This window comes from Nitrosococcus wardiae, assembly GCF_004421105.1.
GTDB lineage: Bacteria > Pseudomonadota > Gammaproteobacteria > Nitrosococcales > Nitrosococcaceae > Nitrosococcus > Nitrosococcus wardiae.
This window is the reverse complement of sequence record NZ_CP038033.1, coordinates 158,717-182,891: the sequence shown is the minus strand read 5'-3', so window position 1 is coordinate 182,891 and position 24,175 is coordinate 158,717. Positions and strand designations below refer to the sequence as shown.

The window sequence follows — 24,175 nt, the reverse complement described above, 5'->3', positions numbered from 1 at the left end:
ATGAACGGCAAACAACCCCATCTAGAACAGCGTCGTCCAGGGACGATCTTCCTATCTTTTTTTCTTGCTATTGCTTCGGGTACCGCTTTGGTGAGCTATCTTTCCACGGTTACCGGCGTTAGAAAACTCTCCCTTGAACAGCAAATGATGCTTGAGACTCTGACATGGTCAGAAATAGGGGTGACTTTGTTTATTAATATTGCGATCTTGGCTGCAGCCCTGCTCCTCTATTTGCACCGCCGATTGGCTCTTTATTTTTTTCTTGGGGCTATTGGGGCCAGCTTGGGGAAACTTGGATTGACGGCCTTTAATAAAGGATCCTTAGTCGCCATTTTTTCATCAGAATTAGGCGGGGGAGCATTGATCCTCGGCATATTGGTTGGAGCCTGCGCCTACACTTGGCGACTGGGTCGCTCAGGGCTTTTGGATTAAAAGGACTGTATAAATCCCAATGGGAAAGGGATAAAGTCACAATTTAACATAAATTTCCTGCGGCTATTAGGGGTTATTCCTCTGGGAATGGGAATAGTTCTGCCAGTTTCTCGCCGGGCTCTTCTGCTTTCATAAAAGTTTCGCCCACAAGAAAGGCATAGACCCCGGCTTCCTTCATCCTCATTACATCTGCGGCACTGTGAATACCGCTTTCAGTGACTACTAGGCGATTAGAAGGTATTTGAGCAAGCAGGCCAAGAGTGGTTTCTAACTTTGTCTCAAAGTTTTTTAAATTGCGGTTATTAATGCCGATGAGTAGTGTGTTTAGGGCTAGGGCCCGCTCAAGTTCTTCGGCATTATGTACTTCTACAAGCGTGTCCATGTTCAGGTGCTCGGCGAGTTGTGAGAGTTCCAGCATTAAAGCGTCGCCTAGGGCCGCTGCAATCAGTAGAATACAGTCGGCGCCTGTTACCCGAGCTTCATAGACCTGATAGGGATCAATGATAAAATCTTTTCTTAACACGGGTAATTCACAAGCATCTCGGGCTAGGCGGAGGTCTGCTTCGCTGCCCTGAAAGAAACTGAGATCGGTGAGTACTGACAGGCAAGTTGCCCCCCCCTCTTCATAGCTACGGGCAATTGCTGCCGGATCAAAGGTCTCGCGCAGAAGCCCCTTACTAGGGGAAGCCTTTTTGATTTCAGCAATAACGGCGAATTGCTGGGCATTTACCTTTTGAGTGATAGCGTTAACAAAGCCACGTACTGGAGGTGCCCCCTCTACTTGTTGGCTGAGTTCCCGGATTGAAAGCTGTTGAGCCCGTGCGGTAATCTCCTCGGCTTTCCGTCGCAAGATCTTCTGTAAGATATCGGGGGCCTCGTTCATCTTTCAACTATCTCCCTTTTTTCGAGATTATTTTTATTGTTATTGTTAGCTAATCAGTCTGGGTAAATGCAATTAAGGCGGCCAATTTCTCTTGAGCTTTGCCTTCGGATAGAACCTTTAACGCTTTGTTTATTCCTTTTTCCAGGGTTGGGGTGAGATCTGCTGCATAAATGGCGGCCCCTGCATTCAAAGCCACAATATCCCGGGCTGGGCCGGGGTGATTAGCCAAGGCTGAACGTAAAACGTCAAGACTCTCTTGAGCATTGTTAACCGCTAGGCACTCGATTGAAACCCGTTCAAAGCCAAACTGTTCAGGGGTGATCTTATAGCTTTTGACGGTGCCATTCCTCAATTCAGCGATCTGGGTCGCTGCTCCAATACTGATTTCATCCAAGCCATCTTCAGCGTGTACGATGAGCACATGCTGGCTACCTAAACGCTGTAAGACCCAGGCTAGAGGTTCAAGCCATTCCTCGCTAAAAACCCCGACTACTTGATTGGGGAGATCGGCAGGGTTAGTGAGGGGACCCAAGAGGTTAAAGAGGGTGCGGATTCCCATTTCTCGCCGTGGGGCTATGGTGTATTTCATGGCACCGTGGTGTCGAGGGGCAAACAAAAAGCCTACGCCTAATTCTTCAATGCAACGGGTCACTTGTGCGGGTGTAATCTCAATTTTAACCCCAGCAGCTTCAAGAATATCAGCGCTGCCACATTGGCTAGAGACGGAACGGTTGCCATGTTTGGCCACTTTCCCTCCTGCTGCGGCAACAACAAAAGCACTAGCGGTTGAAATATTGAAAGTATTGGCACCGTCTCCCCCCGTCCCGCAGGTATCCACAAGGTGGGCCCCTGTGACCTTTACCTTAGTGGCTAATTTGCGCATCACTTTGGCAGCGGCGGCAATCTCTTCCACCGTTTCTCCTTTCATCCGAAGCCCAATGAGTAGGCCGCCAATCTGTGCGGGGGTTGCCTGACCAGTCATGATCAGGTTCATAACCGATGCCATCTCTTCACTGGTAAGATCGCGCCCTGCAGTGATAGTACGAAGGGCAGTCTGAATATCCATAGGGTGTTTCTTGTAAATTCTGAGAATAGAGAGATTTTTTAAGACTCTGAGGAAAATTCAGGTGTATTTGAGAAAGTTGAGAAGCAAATCATGCCCCTGCTGGGTAAGAATTGATTCGGGGTGAAATTGTACCCCTTCGATGGCAAGTTCCCGATGGTGGATCCCCATGATCTCGTCTAATTCTCCTGTATCAGTTTCAGTCCAGGCAGTAACTTCCAAACATGAAGGGAGACTAGCCTGGTCGATGACTAGAGAATGATAGCGGGTAGCTTCAAAGGGATTCTCAAGGCCTTGAAACACCCCTTTATGATTGTGATGTACCCTTGAGGTTTTACCATGCATGATAGTTTTGGCATGCACTATCTGGCCGCCAAAGGCTTGGCCGATACACTGGTGACCAAGGCATACCCCTAATATAGGGAGCTTGCCAGCGAAGTGGCGGATAATTTCAAGGGAAATACCCGCTTCGTTAGGGGTGCAAGGGCCCGGAGAGATTACAAGACGTTTTGGGTGTAATCGCTTTATTTCTGCAATACTGATTTGATCATTACGAAAAACGCAGACTTCTTCACCCAATTCGCCTAAATATTGGACTAAATTGTAGGTAAATGAATCATAGTTGTCGAGCATGAATAACATACTCATCTCCTAGCGGAAAGAACCATCAAGACCGGCTTCAGCCAAAGCCACTGCTCGGAAAATGGCCCGGCCTTTATTCATGGTTTCATTCCACTCGCTCTGGGGCACCGAATCATAGACAATTCCCGCGCCTGCTTGAATATGAAGGGTTTGATCTTTAATCACTGCGGTGCGAATGGCAATGGCGGTATCCATATTACCCGACCATGCTAAGTAGCCCACTGCACCTGCATAGATTCCACGCCTAGTAGGTTCTAATTCGTCGATGATCTCCATGGCCCGAACTTTGGGGGCACCAGAAACCGTACCGGCAGGAAAGGTCGCCCGTAAAACATCCATGGCTGAGAGCCCCGGTTTGAGCTGCCCCGTCACATTGGAGACGATGTGCATTACGTGGGAGTAGCGTTCAATGAACATTTTTTCGGTTACGTTGACACTACCAATTTTGGCGACCCGGCCGACGTCGTTTCGGCCTAGATCAATGAGCATCCAATGTTCTGCAAGCTCCTTAGGATCCGCCAGTAATTCCTCCTCCAGTGCGCGATCTTCTTCTTCTGTTGCGCCCCGGTGTCGGGTTCCGGCGATGGGACGTACCGTCACCACACCCTCCTCTAGGCGTACCAGGATCTCCGGAGAGGAGCCGACGACATGGAAGTCATGGAGATCCAAATAAAACATATAGGGGGATGGATTGAGGCAACGGAGTGCTCGATAGAGGTTTAGGGGGGAAGAGGCAAAGGGTACTGAGAGGCGCTGGGATAGCACTACTTGCATTACATCACCGTCGGTAATGTATTGGCGTGCCTTGCTGACTGCTGTCTTAAAGCCTTCCTCGGTAAACCCGGAGATAAAATCATCTTCGACCACCACCCGAGGAGCCTCAATGGGGTGACGGCTGAGAACGCCTACCCGAAGGCGCTCTTCAAGGGCATCTAGGCGTCGTTGTCCTTCCCCATAACCTTCTGGGCCGACATGAACAATGAGGTAGAGTTTGCCGCTGAGATTGTCAAAGATAACAATTTCTTCGGATACGAGTAACAGGATATCCGGTGTTCCCAAGAAATCGGGCTTATTCCCGTGGACAAGCTTGGGCTCAATATAGCGGATAGTATCGTAACCAAAGTACCCCACCAGTCCACCCGTAAAACGAGGCAAAGTATCGATTGCTGGAACTTTAAAACGCTGTTTAAAGGCTTCTATCCAAGCCAGTGGATCATCCGTGCGGTACGTTTCTTCGATGCGGTGGTTGGTTTCCACCACCACCTCTTGATTTCGCACCTTGACCACAGTGCGGCAAGGTAGACCGATAAACGAATATCGGCCCCATTTTTCCCCGCCGTGGACCGATTCAAATAAATAGGAATAGGGGCCATTAGCTAACTTAAGATAAGTGCTGAGAGGTGTGTCCAAGTCGGCCAAAACCTCTCGCACAAGAGGAATGTGATTATAACCTTGGGCGGCGAGCTGTTTAAATTGTTCAAGTTCCATGGTTTACTTCCAGAATTAAAGAGATGACTAGCCGGGTTTAGTGGGAGTTAACACCACCATCGTCTTTTTTCCCGCCATAGGCCTCTTGTCTGGAAGTGAGTCATAGTGTATTCCCTAGGCCGCCTCGCTTAATAGGCTTTTGATTTCAATTAAGGAATCGATGACACCATCCGGATGGCTGTCAGCGATATCTACGCCATGATTATAACCATAGCTTAGGCAGACGATCTGGAAACCGGCTGCCCTTGCTGCTTTCACATCGCTGATGGAATCCCCAATCATGAGCGCCTTCTCAGGGGCAATGCCGAAAAAACTAGCGGCATGGAGTAACGGTGCAGGATGGGGTTTTTTCTCTGGCAATGTGTCGCCGCTTACAATTATCTCAAAATGGTCAATTATTCCTAGATCTCTAAGCAGAGGATAGGTAAATTGGGCTGCTTTATTAGTGACGCTGCCTAAGCGATATCCTTGAGATTTTAGCCAGATTAATCCCTCGCTTACCCCAGGATATAGGCAGCTGCGCTTGCTTGTGTTTTCCTGGTAGAGGGCTAGAAAAATAGGTTTAGCCTTTTGATATAAAGCCTCCTCCGGCTCCCCTTCTAAGTTATCGAGTAGGGCCCGTTTAATCAGCCGCTCTACGCCGTTCCCTACCCACTGTCGAACTTTGGTTTCACCCCGGGGAGGCAGGCCTAGCTGCCTCATCATGGTATCGGTGCAGAAGGCGAGATCAGGCACGCTGTCCACCAAAGTACCATCCACATCGATAAGCACCATCTCTGGTTTTTTCAACATTCTTATGACTATCGTTTTGCTTTATTCAATACTTCGGACAGTTTTGGGCGAGCTTGCTACCAACAATCAGAGACTTACCGAATTAAATGTAACTTAAGGAGAGTCCTAACTTGCATTTTATTCGTCTGGGAATGGCAACTCATTGATCATTCTGAGTAAAAACTGTCCGAACCCTTGTTTATTAAAAGTAAGATTTTAATGATACTGTCCTATATTTATACCGCAGCCCTTCATTTTACCTTGGCTAGCTCGGCACGCATCTCACCAATGGTGGCTTTGTAATTTTCGCTTTGGAAAATGGCCGAACCTGCCACGAAAGTATCTGCCCCCGCTGCCGCGATTTGCCGAATATTATCGACCTTAACGCCGCCATCAATTTCAAGGCGAATCGGGTGACCACTAGTGTCAATTATCCGACGAGCTTGCTGTAACTTATCGAGTGCCGAGGGGATGAATTTCTGGCCGCCGAACCCTGGATTAACCGACATGATAAGCACCATGTCCACTTTGTCTAGGACGTATTGAAGATAATCGAGGGAAGTGGCTGGGTTGAATACTAAGCCAGCTTTACAGCCCTCATCGCGGATAAGCTGAAGGGTCCGGTCGATATGGTCGGAGGCTTCCGGATGAAAAGTGATATAATTGGCGCCCGCCTTGGCAAAATCAGGCACGATTCGATCAACAGGTTTCACCATCAGGTGAACATCGATATCGGCGGTGATACCATGTTTGCGCAGCGCTTCGCAGATGAGAGGACCGATTGTCAGATTGGGAACATAATGGTTATCCATCACATCGAAGTGCACTATGTCAGCACCCGCGTCCAATACGGCAGTCACTTCTTCCCCCAGACGAGCAAAATCCGCCGATAGGATAGAAGGAGCAATTTTATAATCAGCCATGGTCATTACCTCTTAAACTATTAGCTATTCCGATCCAAATGGCTTTCAGTTTGGTAAAGCTGTGCACTTTACCCCATTATTAGTTATTTTTCAGCTTGCTTTTTGATAAGGGAGCCTCATAGTTAATACTTTACTAAATTACTTGGTTTTGAACTTAATCGGGACTATAATAGTCCTAAATTGGAACGGAGGCTCTACATGCTCCGCATGAGTAAGATGACCGATTACGGTATTGTGCTAATGACACGTTTGGCGGCGGCTTCCAAGGGTCAGCATACCGCCGCTGATTTATCCGCTCAGGTGGAAATGCCTTTGCCGACCGTCAGTAAAATCCTTAAACAATTGGCCCGAGCCCAGTTATTGGTATCATCGCGGGGGGCCCAGGGGGGTTATAGTTTAGCAAGACCGCCTGAGACAATCTCAGTAGCAGAAATCATTACCACCCTAGAGGGACCTATCGGTTTAACTGAGTGCATTAGTACACCAGGGGAATGTGGGCAGGAGTCCCATTGTTCCACCCGTGTCCACTGGGAGCGGATTAATCAAGCGGTCTATGGGGCCTTAAATGAGATTAAATTGTCTGACATGGTTCAGCCGATGGGGGTGTATCCCATCCAGTTTCATCAATTGACTAGACGTTCGGTGCCACTGAGTACAGGTAATACGACCAGATAACCGCGGGAGCAGACTATGAGTAAATCAACCCTTCAGGTTGAAAATCTTGTTCATCGGGAATATCGGGCTGGCTTTATCACCGATATCGAAGCGGACACTATACCTCCCGGCCTCAATGAGGACGTTATTCGCCTCCTCTCTGGCAAGAAAAATGAGCCGGAGTTTATGTTGGAGTGGCGCCTCAAGGCCTACCGCCATTGGTTGGAGATGAAAGAGCCAAAATGGGCTCATGTCCACTATCCACCCGTGGACTATCAATCTATTGTTTATTATTCCGCGCCCAAATCAAAGAAAGATGGTCCCAAGAGCTTAGATGAAGTTGATCCCAAATTACTGGAAACCTATGAGAAACTAGGCGTGCCCCTCCATGAGCGGGCCCGGCTCGCGGGCGTGGCTGTGGATGCGGTATTCGACAGTGTCTCTGTAGCAACCACCTTCAAGGAGAAACTGGCTGAAGCGGGAGTGATTTTTTGCTCTTTTTCCGAAGCGGTGCAGAAATATCCTGAGTTGGTAGAAAAATATCTCGGCACGGTGGTACCCTACCGAGATAACTTCTACGCCGCTTTAAATTCAGCCGTTTTTAGCGATGGCTCCTTTGTTTATGTGCCCAAGGGCGTTCGTTGCCCCTTAGAATTATCCACCTACTTCCGTATCAATGCCGCTCAAACTGGCCAGTTTGAGCGCACCCTGATCGTTGCTGATGAAGGAGCATCTGTTAGTTATTTAGAAGGCTGTACCGCGCCGATGCGGGATGAGAACCAACTCCATGCTGCGGTGGTGGAGCTTGTCGCTCTAGACAACGCCGAGATCAAGTACTCCACAGTGCAAAATTGGTATCCCGGCGATGAGGAGGGCCGTGGCGGAATCTATAACTTCGTGACTAAACGAGGTGCTTGCCGGGGAGCCCACTCCAAGATCTCCTGGACCCAGGTGGAGACCGGTTCGGCCATTACCTGGAAGTATCCTAGCGTTATCTTGCAAGGAGATCACTCAGTGGGTGAATTCTATTCAGTGGCACTCACTAATAATTTCCAGCAAGCGGATACGGGCACCAAAATGATCCATATGGGGCGCAATACCCGCAGCACCATCATTTCTAAAGGGATTTCTGCCGGGCGAGGACAAAATACCTACCGAGGCTTGGTGCGGGTTATGCCCACTGCTGTTGGCGCCCGTAACTATACCCAGTGTGATTCCCTACTTCTAGGAGATCGATGCGGCGCCCATACCTTTCCTTACATTGAGGTAAAACACCCTTCAGCACAGGTGGAACATGAGGCATCGACCTCCAAGATCAGCGAAGATCAACTGTTCTATTGTAAACAGCGGGGAATCTCCGCGGAAGATGCTGTCTCTATGATCGTCAATGGTTTTTGTAAGGAAGTGTTTAAGGAATTGCCCATGGAGTTCGCAGTAGAAGCCCAGAACCTACTGGGGGTGAGCTTGGAAGGGGCAGTCGGCTAACGCTTACCCACCTATTGATGGCATCGACAACAAAGTGATAGAGGTTTTTAAATGTTAACCATCAGCAACCTGCATGCCAGTGTGGATGGCAAACCCATCCTCCGGGGTATTAATTTAAATGTGAATCCCGGTGAGGTGCACGCCATTATGGGACCGAACGGCTCGGGGAAGAGTACCCTGGCCAGTGTTCTGGCAGGGCGGGAGGATTACGAGGCCACAGCAGGGGAGATCCTTTATCAGGATCAGAATTTATTGGATCTGGCTCCCGAAGAGCGCGCCCGCGCAGGAATCTTCTTGGCTTTCCAGTATCCCGTGGAGATCCCCGGCGTGAGCAATGTGTATTTGTTGAAGGCGGCTTTGAATTCCGTGCGCAAGCATCGTGGACTAGATGAACTGGATGCCATGGACTTTTTGGCTCTGGTGCGGGAAAAAATGAAGCTGGTCAAGATGAATGAAAGCTTCCTGCAGCGGGCAGTTAATGAAGGTTTCTCGGGGGGGAAAAGAAGCGTAACGAAATCTTACAGATGGCTATTTTGGAGCCCACATTGACCATTTTGGACGAGACTGACTCGGGATTGGATATTGATGCCCTCAGGATCGTCGCCGATGGAGTTAATGCCCTACGGAGTCCCGAGAGAGGACTTATCTTGGTGACCCATTATCAACGTCTCCTCAATTACATTGTGCCGGATTATGTCCATGTGCTCTCCCAAGGGCGCATTGTAAAATCTGGGGATAAGGAACTTGCGCTGGAGTTGGAGGAGAAAGGGTACGGTTGGATTGAACAAGATAACAACCCAGTGACAGGAGCAGCCTCCCTATGAATGGGGTAAGTGAAGCTTGGCGGTCCTATCTTGATTCCCATGCCCGTTTGGAACCCGAGCTAGTCGGGGCAGCGCAACCCTGGCTTCGAGAATTACGCCAGCAGGCTTTGGGGCAATTCCTCTCCATGGGCTTTCCTGGCCCTAAAAATGAGGACTGGAAGTATACCCGAGTCCGGGCGCTTGCGGAGACCGCATTTACTCCAGTAGTTTCTTCGCCGGTAGCGGTCCGCTTGGATGAATGTCAGGGGTATTTTTTGCCCGATATGCCTTGCTTTCGCTTGGTATTCGTCGATGGCCGTTTTGTCCCGGGGTTATCGGAGATTGAGGAACTCCCCCAGGGTACAGTGGTAGGGAGTTTAGCTGACGGCCTCAATCAGGAGGCGGAAAGTTTACGGAGTGTACTCGCCGGTTATGCGGATCATCATCAGCCTTTCACGGCACTTAACACCGCTTTCATGACTGACGGTGCTTACCTTTATTTGCCTGCTAGGACGGTGCTGACCAAGCCGGTACATCTCCTCTTTATTACCACCGGGCGAAGTGAAGCGGTGGTGACCCACCCCCGTAACCTTATGGTTCTCGGACCGGAGAGTGGGCTGACAGTTATTGAACACTATGCTGGGTTAAATGATGGGGTGTATTTCACCAATGGGGTCACCGAAGTGGTTATGGAAAAGGGTGCCCACCTTGAACACATTAAGCTGCAGGAGGAAGCGGCTAAAAGCTTCCATATTGCGACGGTGCAAGTGCAGCAAGAACAAGATACTCAATTCCTCTCCCGCAATTTGGCCTTAGGTGGCCGGTTGGTGCGTAACGATATCAATAGCGTATTGGGGGGCGAGGGTGCCGGGTGTGTCTTAGAGGGGCTCTATGCTGTGGATGGTGAACGTCACGTGGATAACCATACGCGAATTGACCACAAGCAACCCCAGACCATTAGTCAGGAATACTATAAGGGGATTTTGGGCGGTAAGTCACGGGCAGTCTTTAACGGTAAAGTGATTGTTCACCCTAACGCGCAAAAGGTGGATGCCCGCCAGGCCAACCGCAACCTGTTGTTGTCTGAAGGGGCTGAAGTGGATACCAAGCCAGAACTAGAGATCTATGCTGATGATGTCAAGTGTGCCCACGGCGCCACCATAGGGCAATTAGATAAGGATCAAGTTTTCTATCTTCGTTCCCGGGGCATAGAGGAGAAAGACGCCCGTCAGCTGCTGACCCATGCTTTTGCCGAGGAAATTGTGAAGCGCATTGAATTGATCCCTATTCGAGATCGCGTTGAGCATCAATTAGGTCTCTGGCTTTCCGAGGAACAGCGCAAGGAGGGGGGATTATGACCATTGGAAATATCGCCACTAAAGTGCCCACAGCGGGTAGACTTTTTGATATTGAGCAGGTGCGTGCTGATTTCCCCATTTTGCAGCAGCACGTACATGGCAAGCCGCTAGTTTACCTAGACAATGCGGCTACGGCGCAAAAACCTAGACAAGTTATTGAGTCCATCGGCCACTATTATCAGTGGGATAACGCCAATATCCACCGTGCTGTGCATCAGCTCAGCGAACGGGCCACCCAGGCCTACGAGGCGGCGAGGAATAAAGTGCAGCGCTTTATCAATGCTGCCCAGCGGGAAGAGATTGTGTTTGTGCGGGGGACGACCGAAGCAATCAACTTAGTCGCCCAGAGTTTTGGTCGAAATCGGTTGCAAGCCGGTGATGAAATCCTGCTCTCCCATATGGAACATCACTCTAATATTGTACCGTGGCAGCTTTTGTGCGAGCAGACTGGGGCGGTGCTCAAAGTGGTCCCTATCAATGATGCCGGTGAATTGCTCCTAGATGAATATGAAAAACTTTTGTCGCCCCGCACTCGCTTAGTCACTATGGTTCATGCTTCGAATGCTTTGGGGACCATCAGTCCGGTGCGGGAGATCATTGAATTGGCCCATGCCCAAGGAGTCCCGGTGCTGCTCGACGGGGCTCAGGCGGTTCCCCACATGCCAGTGGATGTCCAGGAACTGGACTGTGATTTTTACGCTTTTTCCGCTCATAAAATGGTAGGGCCTACGGGAATTGGTGTACTTTACGGGAAACGGGAGTGGTTGGAAGCTATGCCCCCTTATCAGGGAGGGGGAGATATGATCCTGTCGGTGAGCTTTGACAAAACCCTTTACAATGATCCCCCCTATAAGTTTGAAGCAGGGACGCCCCATATCGCTGGAGCCATTGGTCTGGGTGCGGCGGTGGATTATCTGGAGGCGCTAGGGATGGAGAATGTAGCCATCTATGAGCAAGAGCTTTCTGCCTATGCTGCAGAAGTTTTGGCCCAGATCCCTGGGTTGCGTTTTATAGGGACTGCCCAAGAAAAAGTGGGGGTATTATCCTTTGCCTTGGAGGGGGTTCATCCCCATGATATCGGAACCATTCTTGACCATGAGGGTATTGCCATCCGTACGGGCCATCATTGCGCCCAGCCGGTGATGGATCGCTTTGGTGTTCCGGCAACGGCAAGGGCTTCTTTTGCGCTTTACAATACCAAAGCTGAAGTGGATGCCCTGGCTGCTGGGATCAGGCGCGTAAGGGAGTTATTGGGATGAATGAACTGAGAGATTTATATCAAGAAGTTATTTTGGACCACCGAAAAAAGCCGCGGAATTTTCGTCCCATGGAGGACGCAGATTCTCAAGCGGAGGGTCATAATCCCTTATGTGGAGATCAGATTACCATCTTTCTTAAAGTACGTAATGGCGTGATTGAAGATGTGAGCTTTCAGGGCGATGGTTGTGCCATTTCCATGGCTTCGGCATCTTTGATGACTGAAGTGCTAAAGGGTAAGACTCCCCAGGAGGCTGAAGATTTGTTTGGCAAGTTTCACGACTTGGTGACCGATAATGGGACTCACCGTGGTGAAGGGGCCTCCTTGGGAAAATTGGAGGTGTTGGCTGGAGTTAAGGAATTCCCCATGCGAGTGAAGTGTGCAACCCTTGCCTGGCATACCTTGCATGCAGCCCTAGAGCATAAAAACCAGGTAGTGACCACGGAATAGTTCGAGATGGATATGTACAATCGTGACCCCATTGTCCTCAATCGGGACTGCGAAGCAGTACTCGTGCCGATGGCGGATAAGGTGATTATTCCCAAGGATACGGAAGTGATGATCGCCCAGGATTTGGGGGGTAGTTATACCGTTTATGTTAACGGGAGCCTGGCTCGGATAGCTGGTAAAGATGCTGATGCCTTGGGTTTGGAGCCGGTAGAACCGCCAACATTGCCTGAGGAAGCCTCCGATGAGGAGCTTGAAAAGCTGGCTTGGGACCAGATGAGGACCTGTTTTGACCCTGAAATTCCCATCAATATCGTGGATCTGGGCTTGGTTTATGAGTGTACAATTTCCTCCTTGCCTGATGGTCAAAAGCAGCTAGACATCAAGATGACCTTAACTGCTCCCGGCTGTGGGATGGGCGGGATTCTAGTGCAAGATGTGAAGGAAAAAGTTGAGGCTATCCCCGCTGTTGAGGTGGCTAATGTAGAATTGGTTTTTGATCCCCCTTGGAATCAAAACATGATGTCTGATGCTGCCAAGATCCAGACCGGTATGTACTAATGAGCTTTAAGAGTGCTCCAGCCAGTTTTCGTTCATCTCGGTTTTAATTTGCCTCCCCATGATTTCCAGCAAAACCTGGGCTCGCTCCTTCCCACTGGAAGCTAGCCAGATGCCTTCATGCCCGGCTAGGGGTCCTTCTTCGATACGGATTTTTTGCCCCGGTTGAAAGCTGCGGCTTGGCAGGTCATGGATGCCATCAGGTGACTCATGGGCTTGTAATTCTTTGATTAGCGTATCTGGCACCTGAGCCGGCTCATCTCCAAAGCGGACCAGAGCAGTAACTCCGATGGTAGAACGTATCGAGCTCCAGTTGTCCTTTTCTTTGTCCAGATGAATGAATAAATAGCGAGGAAAGAGTGGTTCGACCACCGTAACGCGCCGGTGAGCACGGCGCCGAACCTGTCGCACCAGGGGTAGATAAGTCTCAAATCTTTGGCGCTCAAGGTTTTCCTGAGCTAAGCGTTCTTGCCGTGGCTTACACCAAACCAGATACCAAGATCTTTTATAAGAAGGAGTGGATTCCATTTCTGAACTACCTGCTTAGCCAGTGCAACGCTATCTATGATTTATAGTCTACCACCATTACCATCATGGCTTTTGGATTCAGAGTTTGTCCAAGGGTGCATTACCCGCCCGGCCGTAATGGTCTTCGAAACGAACGATATCATCTTCTCCTAGATAACTACCTGACTGAACTTCAATAATCTCTAAAGGTAACTTGCCAGGATTCTCCAGGCGATGCTGAATACCTATGGGGATATAAGTCGATTGATTTTCAGAGAGCAGGGTAGTTTCATTACCTCGAATTACACGTGCGGTTCCTCTGACGACGACCCAATGCTCGGCCCGGTGATGGTGCATTTGTAAAGATAGTGAAGCGCCAGGATTTACCGTGATCCGCTTAACTTGGAAACGGGTGCCACAATCGATGCTCTCATAACAGCCCCAAGGGCGATATACTTTTCGGTGCTTGATATATTCTTCTCGTCCTGCTTCTTTGAGTTTTGCCACTACATTCTTGACGTGTTGGGCGTGCTCCTTGTGGACTACGAGTACCGCATCCGGTGTTTCAATGACCATGAGGTCTTTAAGGCCAATACCGGCGACCATACGGTGTTCTGATAGGATCAAGGTATCTTGGGTCTCTTCAAGGTAAACGTCACCCCGTACCATATTGCCATTCTGATCCCGTGGGTTGGCTTCTAGCAGGCTAGGCCATGCCCCTACATCGGACCAACCTGCGTCTAGGGAAACGACGGCAGGAGGGTGGGTGGTGTTCTTAGCAGTAAGCCTCTCCATCACTGCATAATCGATAGAGTTGCTAGGACAAACTTCAAAAGCAGCGGGTTTTATTCGGAAAAACTCACCATCTTGGGTCCCTCCTGTTATGGCCTGACGGCAGGCTTGCTCGATCTCGGGAGCATGGGTTGAAATCTCTTCTGTCCATACTGATGCCCGGAGCATGAACATACCGCTATTCCACAGGTGGTTAGCCGACTGCAAGTAGCGCTGGGCGGTCTCCTGATCCGGTTTTTCCACAAAGGCCTTGAGGATAAAAGCGTGGGGAGCAAACGCTGAAGCAGCGGCCTTTTGGGGTAATGGTTGACCCATCTCAATATAGCCATAGCCGGTTTCGGCCCGAGTGGGAACGATACCAAAGGTCACCACATAGCCGCTTTGGGCCAGCTGATACCCTGCTTGAACAGCGGCTTGGAAGGCGCCGATATCGGCGATAACGTGGTCTGCCGGCATCACCAACAAAATACAATCGTCCTCTGCTTCCAAAACCGAAAAGGCAGCCAAGGTAAGGGCTGGTGCGGTATTGCGGCCAAAGGGTTCCAAGATGAGTTGGCGGGGTGCCACCCCGATTTGCCGCATTTGCTCGGCAACTAAGAAACGGTGCTCTTCATTGCATACCACTAGAGGAGCGGGCAGCGGAGTATCGAAGGCACTGCCGTTAAGTCGGGTGACGGTGTCTTGGAGCATGGTGCGGTCCCCAACTAAGGGCAGGAGCTGTTTCGGAAAATGCTCCCTGGAGAGCGGCCAAAGGCGTGTTCCTGAACCGCCTGAAAGTATCACGGGTTGCAGGCGCATAGTTTTATATCCTTAAAATTGTATCAACCGAGTGGCCGCCGCATTATCACAGATGACTTGCGAATGCGTTTAAGCCCCTATTCTGCCAATGGACACTATCGTACCTCCATCTTGTTTAAAAGTTTAGCGTTTCTAGCCGTAAAAACTTTAAGAAATTGGTTGACAATGCCATAGTCGGTTAATACTGTTCATGTTATGCACCTTCCTAAGGAAGGGATATTTGAGCATAAATTTTATGGAATTAGAGAATCATGTCCTCGAATAATACAGTGTGGCACAAACCGCTGGTGATGCGAGCGGATCGAGAACAGTTAAACGCTCATAAGAGCGCGATTTTATGGTTTACGGGTCTTTCTGGCGCAGGTAAATCCACCTTAGCTCACGCGGTGGAGGCCCGGCTTTTCCAAATAGGATGCCGAACTTTTGTGTTTGATGGTGATAATGTGCGCCACGGCCTTTGCGCTGATTTGGGTTTTTCTGAGCAGGACCGATCCGAAAATATCCGCCGTATTGGAGAAATGTGCAAGCTTTTTGTAGAAGCTGGGGTCATTGCTCTGACCGCATTTATCTCCCCCTTTCGGCACGATCGTCAGCGGGTGCGTGACTTAGTGACCGAGGGCGATTTCCTAGAAATCTATTGCCAAGCTTCTCTTGCCGTCTGTGAACAGCGAGATGTGAAGGGTCTTTATAAACGGGCTCGTGCCGGAGAGATTCCAGAATTTACCGGAGTGTCCTCACCCTATGAAGAGCCAGAAAAGCCAGAATTGGTGGTCGATACGGGTTTTCAGGCTGTAGAAGAAAATGTAGAGATGGTTATCAATTTGCTAAAATGCCGGGGCATTATCCGGGAGGGAGCGGTTAGACCAGTGGCTCAAATGTGACCTCGGGGGTCTGGATTAAGCATCATGGGGCCATTACAGGGGTGACCGGCTCCTGCCATGAACTTTTTATTGATCCTCATTGCTCGGTGCTCATTGATTGTGGCCTTTTCCAAGGGGTTGAGGCTTCTCCTGAAGGGGCCTCAAGTGAGGCTTTGGAGATTGATTTCGATCTTTCAGCGGTACAGGCTCTGCTAGTGACCCACTGTCATATCGATCATGTGGGTCGCATTCCTTATCTTCTAGCGGCGGGTTTCGAGGGTAAAATCTATTGCTCTGAACCTACGGCAGTGTTGCTTCCGCTGGTCCTAGAAGATGCGGTTAAAGTAGGGTTTACCCGCAATAAGGGGTTGATTAGACGCTTTCTTAAGGTCTTGAAGAGTCGAATTAAGCCTGTGGTTTATGGGCGCTGGGTAAAAATACCAGGCAACCATAAGGCAGCTTCTCTGCAAGTGCGCTTCCAGCCGGCGGGACATATCCTGGGCTCGGCTTACATTGAATGTAAGGTGGCGAATGGGCGTCAACAGGCGACCACAGTACTATTTTCTGGCGATCTCGGAGCGCCTTATGCCCCCCTTCTTCCCGCTCCCAAGCCTGCTTACGGTAGCGATATCCTGATTATCGAAAGCACTTATGGGGATAAGTTTCACGAGGGTCGCCAAGAGCGACATGCCCAACTACAAGGGGTCATTGAACGCTGTTTCCGCAATCGAGGTATGGTGCTTATCCCTGCTTTTAGTATTGGCCGTACCCAGGAATTGCTCTACGAGCTGGAACAGGTTATCTATCGCTTTGAAGATCGGGAAGTGGCTTCAGGGCTGCGGTGGAGGGACCTGGAAATAGTGGTCGATTCGCCTCTGGCTAATCGTTTTACTCGGGTTTACCGAAAACTTAGCAAATTCTGGGATCAAGAAGCGAAAAGGGTAAAAATCCAAGGCCGGCATCCTTTAGCCTTTGAGCAACTGACTACCATTGGTAGCCATGAGCAACACTTGGCCACGGTCGCTTACCTGGCTCGAAATCCACGTCCGACAGTGGTGATTGCTGCCAGTGGGATGTGTGCCGGCGGCCGCATTGTCAACTATTTAAAGGCTTTGGTAGAGACCCCCAAGACGGATATTGTTTTGGTGGGCTATCAGGCGGCAGGCACTCCAGGTCGAGCTATTCAGCAATATGGCCCTCAAAACGGCTATGTTGAACTGGATGGACAACGTTACACCGTCAATGCCCAGGTGCACACCTTAGCAGGCTATTCAGCCCATGCGGATCAAAAAGATCTGCTGGGCTTTGTCCGGAGAATGAAAAAAAAACCAAAAGAAATTCGTATCGTCCATGGGGAACAAAAAGCTAAAGTGGCCTTGTCAAGACAACTTCAGCGACTCTTACCTCAAGCACAAGTGAAGATACCTTGAGGGGCCATTCGCAGCTTTTTCTAAGCCTATGTTCCCTCTTTCCCACCTAAAGGACAATAGCGCCTCTGGTCTATGTTGTTGAACCTGCTGAAAGGGGCATCGACTCTCTATGCTGCTACAACATAGCGCTTTATATACCCTTGCCCGGGGTCTGCCTGGACTGATTAATTTTGCTGCCCTAGCCATTTACACTCGCCTGCTTGCCCCCGAGGAATACGGTCACTATGCCCTCGTTATTGCGGCGGTAGGCCTTGCCAATGCGGTCCTGTTTCAGTGGCTGAACTTAGGGCTCCTGCGATATCTGGTGCGGTATCAAGATCGCAAACCGATATTTCTTTCTACCCTGGTGGCTGGCTATCTGGCGGTGGTGCTGCTCAGCGCAATGCTAGGGCTGGTTTTATGGAGTTTCTGGCCAGAGGCCAAGATGCGTGCATTGATTGGTTTGGGGATCCTTTTTTTATGGGCCCAAGCCCTCTTTGACGCTAATCTACAGATGGCTTCCTCTCAGCTGACTCCCCAGCGCTATGGGTTGTTGGCTATCACCAAGTCACTGATTTCGCTCACCTTAGGCGGCGCCCTTGCCTGGTGGGGATGGGGTGCTGCCGGCGTTCTCTGGGGACTCATTGGTGGTCTCATTCTTGCCGTCGTCCTCTGGGCACGGGAGGAGTGGCGCCATCTGAGTCCCCATAATATTGATAAAAGGCTAATGGGACAGCTACTTTCCTATGGCCTCCCCCTGACGGCCACTTTTGCCCTGACCTTTGTGGTGAGCAGTTCCGACCGCTTGCTACTGGGATGGTTGCAGGGGTCCCATTCGGCGGGGCTATATGCGGTGGGTTATGACCTGCCTAACCAGACTCTGGGGGTATTGATGATGGTTGTCCATTTGGCTGCTTATCCCCTTGCCGTTCACGCATTAGAACAGAAAGGGCGGGGAGCCGCGCAAGTGCAGTTGAAAAAAAATGCAATCGGTCTTTTAAGTATCGCCTTGCCTGCTACCGTGGGTTTGGTCCTTTTGGCGCCCAACATCGCCCAGGTAGTGCTCGGTGTCGAATTCAGAAAAGCCGCCGTGGCGCTCAGCTTCTGGATTGCACTTGCTTCACTCCTTGCCGGTATCAAGGCCTATTATTTTGATTTGGCTTTCCAGCTTGGCCAGCGCACCATCGTGCAAGTTTGGATTGCGCTAGTGGCGGCCACCATCAATTTGCTCTTAAACCTTTGGTTGATTCCTAAGCTCAGTATCATGGGCGCTGCCTATGGCACCGTCTGTGCTTATTTGTCGGCATTAGTGTTGAGTATGGTGCTAGGACGACGCTATTTTAAATTGCCTATTCCAGGATACGAAAGCCTGAAAGTGCTTGGTGCCACGCTTGTCATGGGGTTCGCCCTTTGGCCATTACTCTCCCTAGAAGGGCTAATGGGACTTAGCATTCAGGTTTTTGTCGGTATGGTTAGTTATGGGCTTTTTGTTTTGGTGTTCAATGTTGCCGACAGTCGTACCCTGCTATTCAATCGCCTCTTCCCTGAGCGGCGCATTCTATGAGCAAAACCCAGCGTCTCGCTTTATTTTTGCCTTCTTTGTATGGCGGTGGTGCGGAGCGGATGATGTTGACCCTGGCGGGAGGATTTGCTGAGCGGGGCTTGCTTGTTGATTTGGTCCTAGCTAGCGCAGAAGGACCCTACCTTAACCGAGTCCCCGAGGCGGTTCGTGTGGTGAATTTGGGGGCCTCCCGGGTGATAAGAAGCCTCCCAGATTTGGTGCGTTATTTGCAGCGGGAGCAACCTCAGGCCCTGCTTTCAGCTTTGGACCACGCTAATCTTATCGCTTTATTAGCCAAGCGGTTGGCAGCCTCCAAGGCAAGTTGTGTGGTCAGTGTGCGTAGTACACTCTCCGTTGAACAGCGCCATAGCAAGGTTTGGCGGGCCCGCTTTATTCCCTGGCTCATCACCCGCTGGTATCCATGGGCTAATAAAATTGTGACTGTCTCTCAGGGCGTTGCTGAGGACTTGATCCAGACTACGGGTCTGGCCCCTGAGAGGATTCAAGTTATTTATAATCCCGTGGTGATCCCCGATTTGCTGATCCAGGCTCAAGTCCCTATCCATCACCCCTGGTTGGGAGCCGATCAGCCCCCGGTGATTCTTGGGGTGGGACGGTTGACTGCGGCGAAGGATTTCCCGACCCTGATCCGGGCCTTTGCTCGGGTCCGGGAACAGCGTCTGGCACGGTTGATCATTCTTGGCGAAGGGGAGGAGCGCCCAAAATTGGAGGCACTAATCAGGACGCTGAATCTTCAACAGGATGTGGCCTTACCTGGTTTTGCGCACAATCCTTATGCTTATATGAGCCGGGCAGCAGTGTTTGTGTTGTCCTCGGCTTGGGAGGGTTTGCCAGGAGTTCTAATAGAAGCCATGGCAGTGGGCACACCGGTGGTTGCCACCGATTGCCCGAGTGGGCCCGCTGAAATTCTCCATGATAGAACCTATGGGCCTCTGGTTGGAGTGGGGGATGATATCCATATGGCAGAGGCAATGATTGATATTTTAGAGGGCAGGGGCCCCACAGCCTCGGTATTGCGGGGGCGGGCTGCAGACTTTAGCCTAGAGGCGGCAATTACCACCTATCTTGAGGCCCTTAATCTTTAAAAACGCCTCTCTCCTGGAGGAATAGTGGCATCGTATGGTAAACACGGTTCATATCATCACGGGATTAGATGTGGGAGGGGCAGAGAAAGCTTTATTTCGGTTGCTGGCAAAGCGAACTGCACCGTACTTTAACCCCAGCGTGATTTCTTTGTTGGAGAAGGGGGTTGTGGGTCATCAGCTCCAATCTCTCGGGATTCCGGTATATTCCCTGGGGATGAGGCGGGGTCTTCCAGGACCCAGAGCTTTGATTCGTCTGTGTGGCCTGCTCAAAAAGCTCGCTCCCGATCTGATTCAAGGCTGGATGTATCATGGCAACCTAGCGGCCACCGCGGCAACCTCTTCTCTAGGGCTGGAAATCCCGGTGCTTTGGAATATTCGGCAGTCCCTCTATGAACTGTCCAAGGAACGCAGGCTTACCCGGGGGGTGATTTATGGGGGGGCATGGCTCTCCGGGAGGCCACGCCTTATTCTCTATAATAGTAAAACCAGCGCTTTTCAGCATGAGGCGATTGGATTTAAGCCTGAGAAGACCCGGATTATCCCCAATGGTTTCGACTGTACCGAATACCAACCTGACAGGATAAGAAGGAAGCAGGTCAGGCGTGAGCTAGCCATTTCCCCCCCTACCGTCTTGATTGGATTGATTGCCCGCTATCATCCCATGAAGGACCACGCCAATTTTCTTCGGGCAGCCGCAGAACTCATAAGGGGAGGAGCGGGAATGAGGGTTGCTTTTCTATTAGCGGGGCGGGGTATCGATCCGTCCAATGGATCGCTGATCAAGCTTATTCGCCAGTTAGATTTAAGCTCAAAGGTCATTTTGCTGGGGGAGCGGCAGGATGTTCCTAGATTAATGCCAGCATTGGATATTGCCACGGTGGCATCAGCGTGGGGTGAGGGGTTTCCTAACGTGCTGGGCGAGGCGATGGCCTGCGGCATACCCTGTGTCGCTACAGATGTGGGTGATTCTGCTTATCTCATTGGCGGTATGGGTAAAGTGGTGCCGCCCAGAGATTTTCGGGCTTTAGCTGCTGCCTGGCAGAACTTAATCGCAGCCGGGGTTAAGGGTCGCAAACAATGGGGAGATAAAGCGCGTGGACGCATCATTGAGCATTTTAATCTTTCGGAAATTGTGCGCCAGTACGAAAAATTGTACTTGGAAGTGACCTCTTAATGTGTGGCTTTGGAGGATTCTATGATTCTTTGCTACCGGCGGATCGGGCTGAGCATATCCTCACCAAAATGGCTTCGCGCCTGGTCCATCGTGGACCTGACGATCAAGGGATCTGGCTGGAACAGGAGACGGGCATTCATCTCGCCCATAGGCGTTTGGCAGTGGTGGATCTTTCTGCCAGTGGTCACCAGCCCATGCAGTCTGCTAGTGGCCGCTATGTCATTGTCTTTAATGGGGAGGTGTATAACTATCAAACACTCCGGACGGAGCTAGAACAGAGAGGAACTCAGTGGCGTGGCCACTCGGATACGGAAGTTTTGCTCGCAGGGATCGAAACTTGGGGCGTAGATGAAACCCTGCGGCGCTGTGTGGGGATGTTTGCCTTGGCTCTTTGGGATAGAAAGGCGCGGGTGCTTTATCTTGCCCGGGACCGGTTGGGGGAGAAACCCTTATATTATGGTTGGATGAAGGGGGCCTTCCTGTTTGGCTCCGAACTTAAAGCGTTAAAGGTGCATCCGGCCTGGCAAGGGGAGATAGACCGGCAAGCGGTGACGCTTTTTATGCGCCATAATTATATCCCCACCCCTTTTTCTATCTACAAAGGGATTTACAAGCTTCCGCCAGGATGTTTTCTAGCTATGCCCTGGGAAGCGTTAACGACGGGCAAGGCCCCCTTCCCCTTTCCAGAAAAGGAGGGCACAGGAGGTCAGATGATTGCGCCACGGGCCTATTGGTCTGCCTGGGAGGTGGTGGAAAACGGGGGCGCAGCCCCTTTTAGGGGCAGTGATGAAGAGGCCATCGCTGAGTTGGAGGATCGGCTACGGGAAGCTGTGACCGGTAAGATGGTAGCCGATGTCCCCCTGGGGGCCTTTCTCTCTGGAGGAATTGACTCCTCTATGGTTGCCGCCCTCATGCAAGCTCATAGCAGTCAGCCTGTTAAAACCTTCTCCATTGGTTTCCATGAGCAGGGCTATAATGAAGCGGTTCATGCCGCCCAAGTGGCCCACTATTTAGGCACCGATCATACCGAGCTTTATATCAACCCCCAGGAAGCCATAGCCGTCATCCCTCAGCTTCCGATCATCTATGATGAACCTTTTGCCGACTCTTCTCAGATTCCCACCTTTCTAGTTTCCCAATTGGCACGGCAGCATGTCACTGTGGCTCTGTCTGGGGATGGGGGGGATGAGCTATTGGGGGGGTATAACCGTTATTTCTGGTGTAGGCGGATCTGGAGCACGGTGAGGCGGATTCCTCGCTTTGCGCGCCAAATCGCTGCCCAAGGATTGCGGATTCCCCCACCCCGGGTTTGGAATCGGGTTTTTGCAAGTGCGGGTCCTTTTTTACCGGCCCGGCTTCGACAAGTCCATCCGGGCGATAAATTGCACAAGCTGGCAGCCATTTTGGCCTCGGATTCTCCTGCGGTTATTTATGAGCAGCTCATTTCACAATGGCAAAGCCCTAGTAGCATTGTCATCCATGGCTCCGAAACTTCCGGTATTGCGGATAAAGTTTGGTCTCATCTTGCAGTGACCGATCTTACTGAGCGTATGATGTTCCTGGATCTGATGACCTACCTTCCTGATGATATCCTGACGAAGGTGGACCGGGCGAGTATGGCGGTGAGTTTGGAAGTCCGGGTTCCATTGCTGGATCATCGCCTGGTGGAGTTTGCTTGGCGCCTTCCGGTAGGGCTGAAGGTGCGGGATGGGGCAGGCAAGTGGATGTTGCGCCAGATATTACACCGCTATGTCCCTAAGGAACTGGTAGAGCGTCCGAAGATGGGTTTCGGGGTTCCTATTGACATTTGGTTGCGTGGACCGTTGCGTGACTGGACGGAGGATTTGCTCGATGAAAGCAAACTCAAAAGAGAAGGGTATTTCCACCCTGGGCCTATCCGCAAAAAATGGGAAGAGCATCTCACTGGGCGGCGTAACTGGCAATATCCCCTCTGGTGTGTCTTGATGTTTCAAGCATGGTTAGAAGCACAGTAATTTTGTGTACCGCCTTCTTTTTGTTGTTAATGAGGCTGCTTTTTTCCTTTCTCATCGCTTGCCCCTTGCCCAGGCAGCTAGGCAAAGGGGATACGATGTCCATGTGGCCACCCCGGAATCTGGGGCAGTGAAGGAAATTCAGCAGCAGGGTTTTTCTTACCATCCTATTCCCCTCAATCGACAAGGCCGGAATCCAGGGAAGGAAGCGGGAGGATTTATTGCTCTCTATTTTCTTTATCGGCGGTTAAGGCCCGATCTGGTCCATCATGTCACCCTCAAGCCGGTCCTCTATGGCGGTATAGCTGCGCGTTTAGCCCATGTACCTGGAGTGATCAATGCGCTCACCGGGTTGGGGTATACTTTTATTACTCCCGGTTGGAAAGCGGCTTTTTTGCGCCATGGCCTTAAAACTGTCCTTCGGTTAGCGCTGGGACACCACAACGGCTGCACCATATTTCAAAACCAAAATGATCGTTCCCTCTTTGTTAAAAGCGGGATAGTCGCTGAATCTGCGACAGTGTTGATCAGGGGTTCAGGGGTGGATATGGTCGTCTATGCCCCACGTCCGGAACCACTCGGTACACCGCTCGTGCTATTGGCATCACGGCTGCTTTGGGATAAAGGAGTGGGCGAGTTTGTTGAGGCAGCTCGCCAGCTTCGGACAAAAGGTGTACAAGCCCGTTTTGTGTTAGCAGGCGCTCCAGATCCGGGAAATCCTACTGCTGTGCCGCCAGAAATTTTACAGGCATGGGAAGCGGAAGGGATAGTTGAATGGTGGGGCCACCGGGATGATATGCCAGAGGTGTTCGCTCAGGCTAATCTGGTTTGTTTACCCTCTTACCGAGAGGGTTTGCCTAAGGTGCTCATTGAAGCTGCGGCTTGTGGTCGGGCTATTGTGGCGACGGATGTTCCCGGTTGCCGAGAAATTGTCCATCATGGCATCAATGGTTTGCTGGTCTCGGCACGAGATAGCCATAGTTTGGCTCGTACCCTGCAAATATTGATCGAAGATCCGACTAGGCGTAGATCGATGAGCAGGGAAGGGCGGGCATTGGCGATGGCAGAGTATTCGGTAGAGCAGGTCATTGAACAGACCCTTAAATTGTATGCTGGATTATTATCGAAGGGAGCCAGGATATAAATATTAATGCCTATTGGTTTCTAGCTTCGCTGTTGGTCTTTTTCTTTTTATCCTTGGGTTGGGTTGGC

22 protein-coding genes and 1 pseudogene are annotated in these 24,175 nt (G+C 50.7%); 15 read left to right on the top strand and 8 right to left on the bottom strand.

Annotated elements, in window-relative coordinates:
• Nucleotides 1–432 (top strand): hypothetical protein, encoded by a 432-nt coding sequence (locus E3U44_RS00895; RefSeq protein WP_134356232.1) that lies wholly within the window; start codon nucleotides 1–3, stop codon nucleotides 430–432.
• 73 nt (nucleotides 433–505) lie between these two features.
• On the opposite strand, the gene trpC is transcribed toward E3U44_RS00895, so the two are convergent.
• The 6 genes from trpC to rpe all read right to left on the bottom strand — a co-directional run bounded on the left by trpC (nucleotide 506) and on the right by rpe (nucleotide 6,202).
• Nucleotides 506–1,315: an indole-3-glycerol phosphate synthase TrpC gene (gene trpC, locus E3U44_RS00890; protein WP_134356231.1), complete on the bottom strand. Its 810-nt coding sequence runs from the start codon at nucleotides 1,313–1,315 to the stop codon at nucleotides 506–508.
• Nucleotides 1,316–1,364: 49 nt separating this feature from the next.
• Nucleotides 1,365–2,381: an anthranilate phosphoribosyltransferase gene (gene trpD, locus E3U44_RS00885; protein ID WP_134356230.1), complete on the bottom strand. Its 1,017-nt coding sequence runs from the start codon at nucleotides 2,379–2,381 to the stop codon at nucleotides 1,365–1,367.
• 57 nt (nucleotides 2,382–2,438) lie between these two features.
• Nucleotides 2,439–3,020 (bottom strand): anthranilate synthase component II, encoded by a 582-nt coding sequence (locus tag E3U44_RS00880; RefSeq protein ID WP_134356229.1) that lies wholly within the window; start codon nucleotides 3,018–3,020, stop codon nucleotides 2,439–2,441.
• Nucleotides 3,021–3,029: 9 nt separating this feature from the next.
• Nucleotides 3,030–4,508 carry an anthranilate synthase component I gene (trpE, locus tag E3U44_RS00875; RefSeq protein ID WP_134356228.1) on the bottom strand — a complete coding sequence of 493 codons (1,479 nt, stop codon included), beginning with the start codon at nucleotides 4,506–4,508 and terminating at the stop codon, nucleotides 3,030–3,032.
• Nucleotides 4,509–4,622: 114 nt separating this feature from the next.
• Entirely contained in the window at nucleotides 4,623–5,300 is a 678-nt protein-coding gene (locus E3U44_RS00870; protein WP_134356227.1) for a phosphoglycolate phosphatase, read from the bottom strand.
• Between the two features lie 230 nt (nucleotides 5,301–5,530).
• Nucleotides 5,531–6,202: a ribulose-phosphate 3-epimerase gene (gene rpe / locus E3U44_RS00865; RefSeq protein ID WP_134356226.1), complete on the bottom strand. Its 672-nt coding sequence runs from the start codon at nucleotides 6,200–6,202 to the stop codon at nucleotides 5,531–5,533.
• 198 nt (nucleotides 6,203–6,400) lie between these two features.
• On the opposite strand from rpe, the gene E3U44_RS00860 reads away from it, so the two are divergent.
• The 7 genes and pseudogenes from E3U44_RS00860 to sufT all read left to right on the top strand — a co-directional run bounded on the left by E3U44_RS00860 (nucleotide 6,401) and on the right by sufT (nucleotide 12,768).
• Nucleotides 6,401–6,877: an SUF system Fe-S cluster assembly regulator gene (locus E3U44_RS00860; protein WP_134356225.1), complete on the top strand. Its 477-nt coding sequence runs from the start codon at nucleotides 6,401–6,403 to the stop codon at nucleotides 6,875–6,877.
• Between the two features lie 15 nt (nucleotides 6,878–6,892).
• Complete coding sequence (sufB, locus tag E3U44_RS00855; protein ID WP_134356224.1) at nucleotides 6,893–8,341, top strand: Fe-S cluster assembly protein SufB; 1,449 nt, start codon at nucleotides 6,893–6,895, stop codon at nucleotides 8,339–8,341.
• Nucleotides 8,342–8,392: 51 nt separating this feature from the next.
• Nucleotides 8,393–9,165: pseudogene (gene sufC, locus E3U44_RS00850) on the top strand (Fe-S cluster assembly ATPase SufC).
• Nucleotides 9,162–10,502: a Fe-S cluster assembly protein SufD gene (gene sufD / locus E3U44_RS00845; RefSeq protein WP_134356223.1), complete on the top strand. Its 1,341-nt coding sequence runs from the start codon at nucleotides 9,162–9,164 to the stop codon at nucleotides 10,500–10,502. The pseudogene sufC and the gene sufD overlap by 4 nt, the downstream one beginning before the upstream one ends.
• On the top strand, nucleotides 10,499–11,761 hold the full coding sequence (locus tag E3U44_RS00840) for a cysteine desulfurase (protein WP_134356222.1): 1,263 nt from the start codon (nucleotides 10,499–10,501) through the stop codon (nucleotides 11,759–11,761). The genes sufD and E3U44_RS00840 overlap by 4 nt, the downstream gene beginning before the upstream one ends.
• The gene (gene sufU / locus E3U44_RS00835) at nucleotides 11,758–12,210 is read left to right on the top strand and encodes a Fe-S cluster assembly sulfur transfer protein SufU (protein ID WP_134356221.1); all 453 of its coding nucleotides are present in this window, start codon (nucleotides 11,758–11,760) and stop codon (nucleotides 12,208–12,210) included. Before E3U44_RS00840 ends, sufU begins: the two co-directional genes overlap by 4 nt.
• 12 nt (nucleotides 12,211–12,222) lie before the next feature.
• On the top strand, nucleotides 12,223–12,768 hold the full coding sequence (sufT, locus tag E3U44_RS00830; RefSeq protein WP_134359613.1) for a putative Fe-S cluster assembly protein SufT: 546 nt from the start codon (nucleotides 12,223–12,225) through the stop codon (nucleotides 12,766–12,768).
• A gap of 6 nt (nucleotides 12,769–12,774) precedes the next feature.
• Here the strand turns inward: sufT and rfaH are convergent, their stop codons facing one another.
• Nucleotides 12,775–13,293, bottom strand: coding sequence for a transcription/translation regulatory transformer protein RfaH (gene rfaH / locus E3U44_RS00825; protein WP_134356220.1), 519 nt, complete (start codon nucleotides 13,291–13,293; stop codon nucleotides 12,775–12,777).
• A 78-nt stretch (nucleotides 13,294–13,371) separates the two neighbouring features.
• Nucleotides 13,372–14,862, bottom strand: a complete 1,491-nt coding sequence (locus tag E3U44_RS00820; RefSeq protein WP_134356219.1) for a mannose-1-phosphate guanylyltransferase/mannose-6-phosphate isomerase — start codon at nucleotides 14,860–14,862, stop codon at nucleotides 13,372–13,374.
• A 251-nt stretch (nucleotides 14,863–15,113) separates the two neighbouring features.
• Between E3U44_RS00820 and cysC the strand changes: the two genes are divergently transcribed.
• The 7 genes from cysC to E3U44_RS00785 all read left to right on the top strand — a co-directional run bounded on the left by cysC (nucleotide 15,114) and on the right by E3U44_RS00785 (nucleotide 24,107).
• Nucleotides 15,114–15,743, top strand: a complete 630-nt coding sequence (cysC, locus tag E3U44_RS00815; protein ID WP_134356218.1) for an adenylyl-sulfate kinase — start codon at nucleotides 15,114–15,116, stop codon at nucleotides 15,741–15,743.
• Nucleotides 15,740–17,152, top strand: coding sequence for an MBL fold metallo-hydrolase RNA specificity domain-containing protein (locus tag E3U44_RS00810; protein WP_134356217.1), 1,413 nt, complete (start codon nucleotides 15,740–15,742; stop codon nucleotides 17,150–17,152). Before cysC ends, E3U44_RS00810 begins: the two co-directional genes overlap by 4 nt.
• Nucleotides 17,153–17,261: 109 nt before the next feature.
• A complete protein-coding gene (locus E3U44_RS00805) occupies nucleotides 17,262–18,695 on the top strand; it encodes an oligosaccharide flippase family protein (RefSeq protein ID WP_134356216.1) in 1,434 nt (477 codons plus the stop codon).
• Nucleotides 18,692–19,798: a glycosyltransferase gene (locus E3U44_RS00800; protein ID WP_134356215.1), complete on the top strand. Its 1,107-nt coding sequence runs from the start codon at nucleotides 18,692–18,694 to the stop codon at nucleotides 19,796–19,798. Before E3U44_RS00805 ends, E3U44_RS00800 begins: the two co-directional genes overlap by 4 nt.
• A gap of 34 nt (nucleotides 19,799–19,832) precedes the next feature.
• Complete coding sequence (locus tag E3U44_RS00795; RefSeq protein WP_134356214.1) at nucleotides 19,833–20,972, top strand: glycosyltransferase; 1,140 nt, start codon at nucleotides 19,833–19,835, stop codon at nucleotides 20,970–20,972.
• The gene (asnB, locus tag E3U44_RS00790; protein WP_134356213.1) at nucleotides 20,972–22,966 is read left to right on the top strand and encodes an asparagine synthase (glutamine-hydrolyzing); all 1,995 of its coding nucleotides are present in this window, start codon (nucleotides 20,972–20,974) and stop codon (nucleotides 22,964–22,966) included. The genes E3U44_RS00795 and asnB overlap by 1 nt, the downstream gene beginning before the upstream one ends.
• 4 nt (nucleotides 22,967–22,970) lie before the next feature.
• Nucleotides 22,971–24,107 carry a glycosyltransferase family 4 protein gene (locus E3U44_RS00785; RefSeq protein ID WP_134356212.1) on the top strand — a complete coding sequence of 379 codons (1,137 nt, stop codon included), beginning with the start codon at nucleotides 22,971–22,973 and terminating at the stop codon, nucleotides 24,105–24,107.
• Nucleotides 24,108–24,175: the final 68 nt, after the last annotated feature.

Bases quoted from the DNA above. Each gene is read 5' to 3' on its own strand.
- E3U44_RS00895 (WP_134356232.1), top strand. From the start codon at position 1: ATGAACGGCAAACAACCCCATCTAGAACAGCGTCGTCCAGGGACGATC.
- trpC (WP_134356231.1), bottom strand. From the start codon at position 1,315: ATGAACGAGGCCCCCGATATCTTACAGAAGATCTTGCGACGGAAAGCC.
- trpD (WP_134356230.1), bottom strand. From the start codon at position 2,381: ATGGATATTCAGACTGCCCTTCGTACTATCACTGCAGGGCGCGATCTT.
- E3U44_RS00880 (WP_134356229.1), bottom strand. From the start codon at position 3,020: ATGTTATTCATGCTCGACAACTATGATTCATTTACCTACAATTTAGTC.
- trpE (WP_134356228.1), bottom strand. From the start codon at position 4,508: ATGGAACTTGAACAATTTAAACAGCTCGCCGCCCAAGGTTATAATCAC.
- E3U44_RS00870 (WP_134356227.1), bottom strand. From the start codon at position 5,300: ATGTTGAAAAAACCAGAGATGGTGCTTATCGATGTGGATGGTACTTTG.
- rpe (WP_134356226.1), bottom strand. From the start codon at position 6,202: ATGGCTGATTATAAAATTGCTCCTTCTATCCTATCGGCGGATTTTGCT.
- E3U44_RS00860 (WP_134356225.1), top strand. From the start codon at position 6,401: ATGCTCCGCATGAGTAAGATGACCGATTACGGTATTGTGCTAATGACA.
- sufB (WP_134356224.1), top strand. From the start codon at position 6,893: ATGAGTAAATCAACCCTTCAGGTTGAAAATCTTGTTCATCGGGAATAT.
- sufD (WP_134356223.1), top strand. From the start codon at position 9,162: ATGAATGGGGTAAGTGAAGCTTGGCGGTCCTATCTTGATTCCCATGCC.
- E3U44_RS00840 (WP_134356222.1), top strand. From the start codon at position 10,499: ATGACCATTGGAAATATCGCCACTAAAGTGCCCACAGCGGGTAGACTT.
- sufU (WP_134356221.1), top strand. From the start codon at position 11,758: ATGAATGAACTGAGAGATTTATATCAAGAAGTTATTTTGGACCACCGA.
- sufT (WP_134359613.1), top strand. From the start codon at position 12,223: ATGTACAATCGTGACCCCATTGTCCTCAATCGGGACTGCGAAGCAGTA.
- rfaH (WP_134356220.1), bottom strand. From the start codon at position 13,293: ATGGAATCCACTCCTTCTTATAAAAGATCTTGGTATCTGGTTTGGTGT.
- E3U44_RS00820 (WP_134356219.1), bottom strand. From the start codon at position 14,862: ATGCGCCTGCAACCCGTGATACTTTCAGGCGGTTCAGGAACACGCCTT.
- cysC (WP_134356218.1), top strand. From the start codon at position 15,114: ATGTCCTCGAATAATACAGTGTGGCACAAACCGCTGGTGATGCGAGCG.
- E3U44_RS00805 (WP_134356216.1), top strand. From the start codon at position 17,262: ATGCTGCTACAACATAGCGCTTTATATACCCTTGCCCGGGGTCTGCCT.
- E3U44_RS00800 (WP_134356215.1), top strand. From the start codon at position 18,692: ATGAGCAAAACCCAGCGTCTCGCTTTATTTTTGCCTTCTTTGTATGGC.
- E3U44_RS00795 (WP_134356214.1), top strand. From the start codon at position 19,833: ATGGTAAACACGGTTCATATCATCACGGGATTAGATGTGGGAGGGGCA.
- asnB (WP_134356213.1), top strand. From the start codon at position 20,972: ATGTGTGGCTTTGGAGGATTCTATGATTCTTTGCTACCGGCGGATCGG.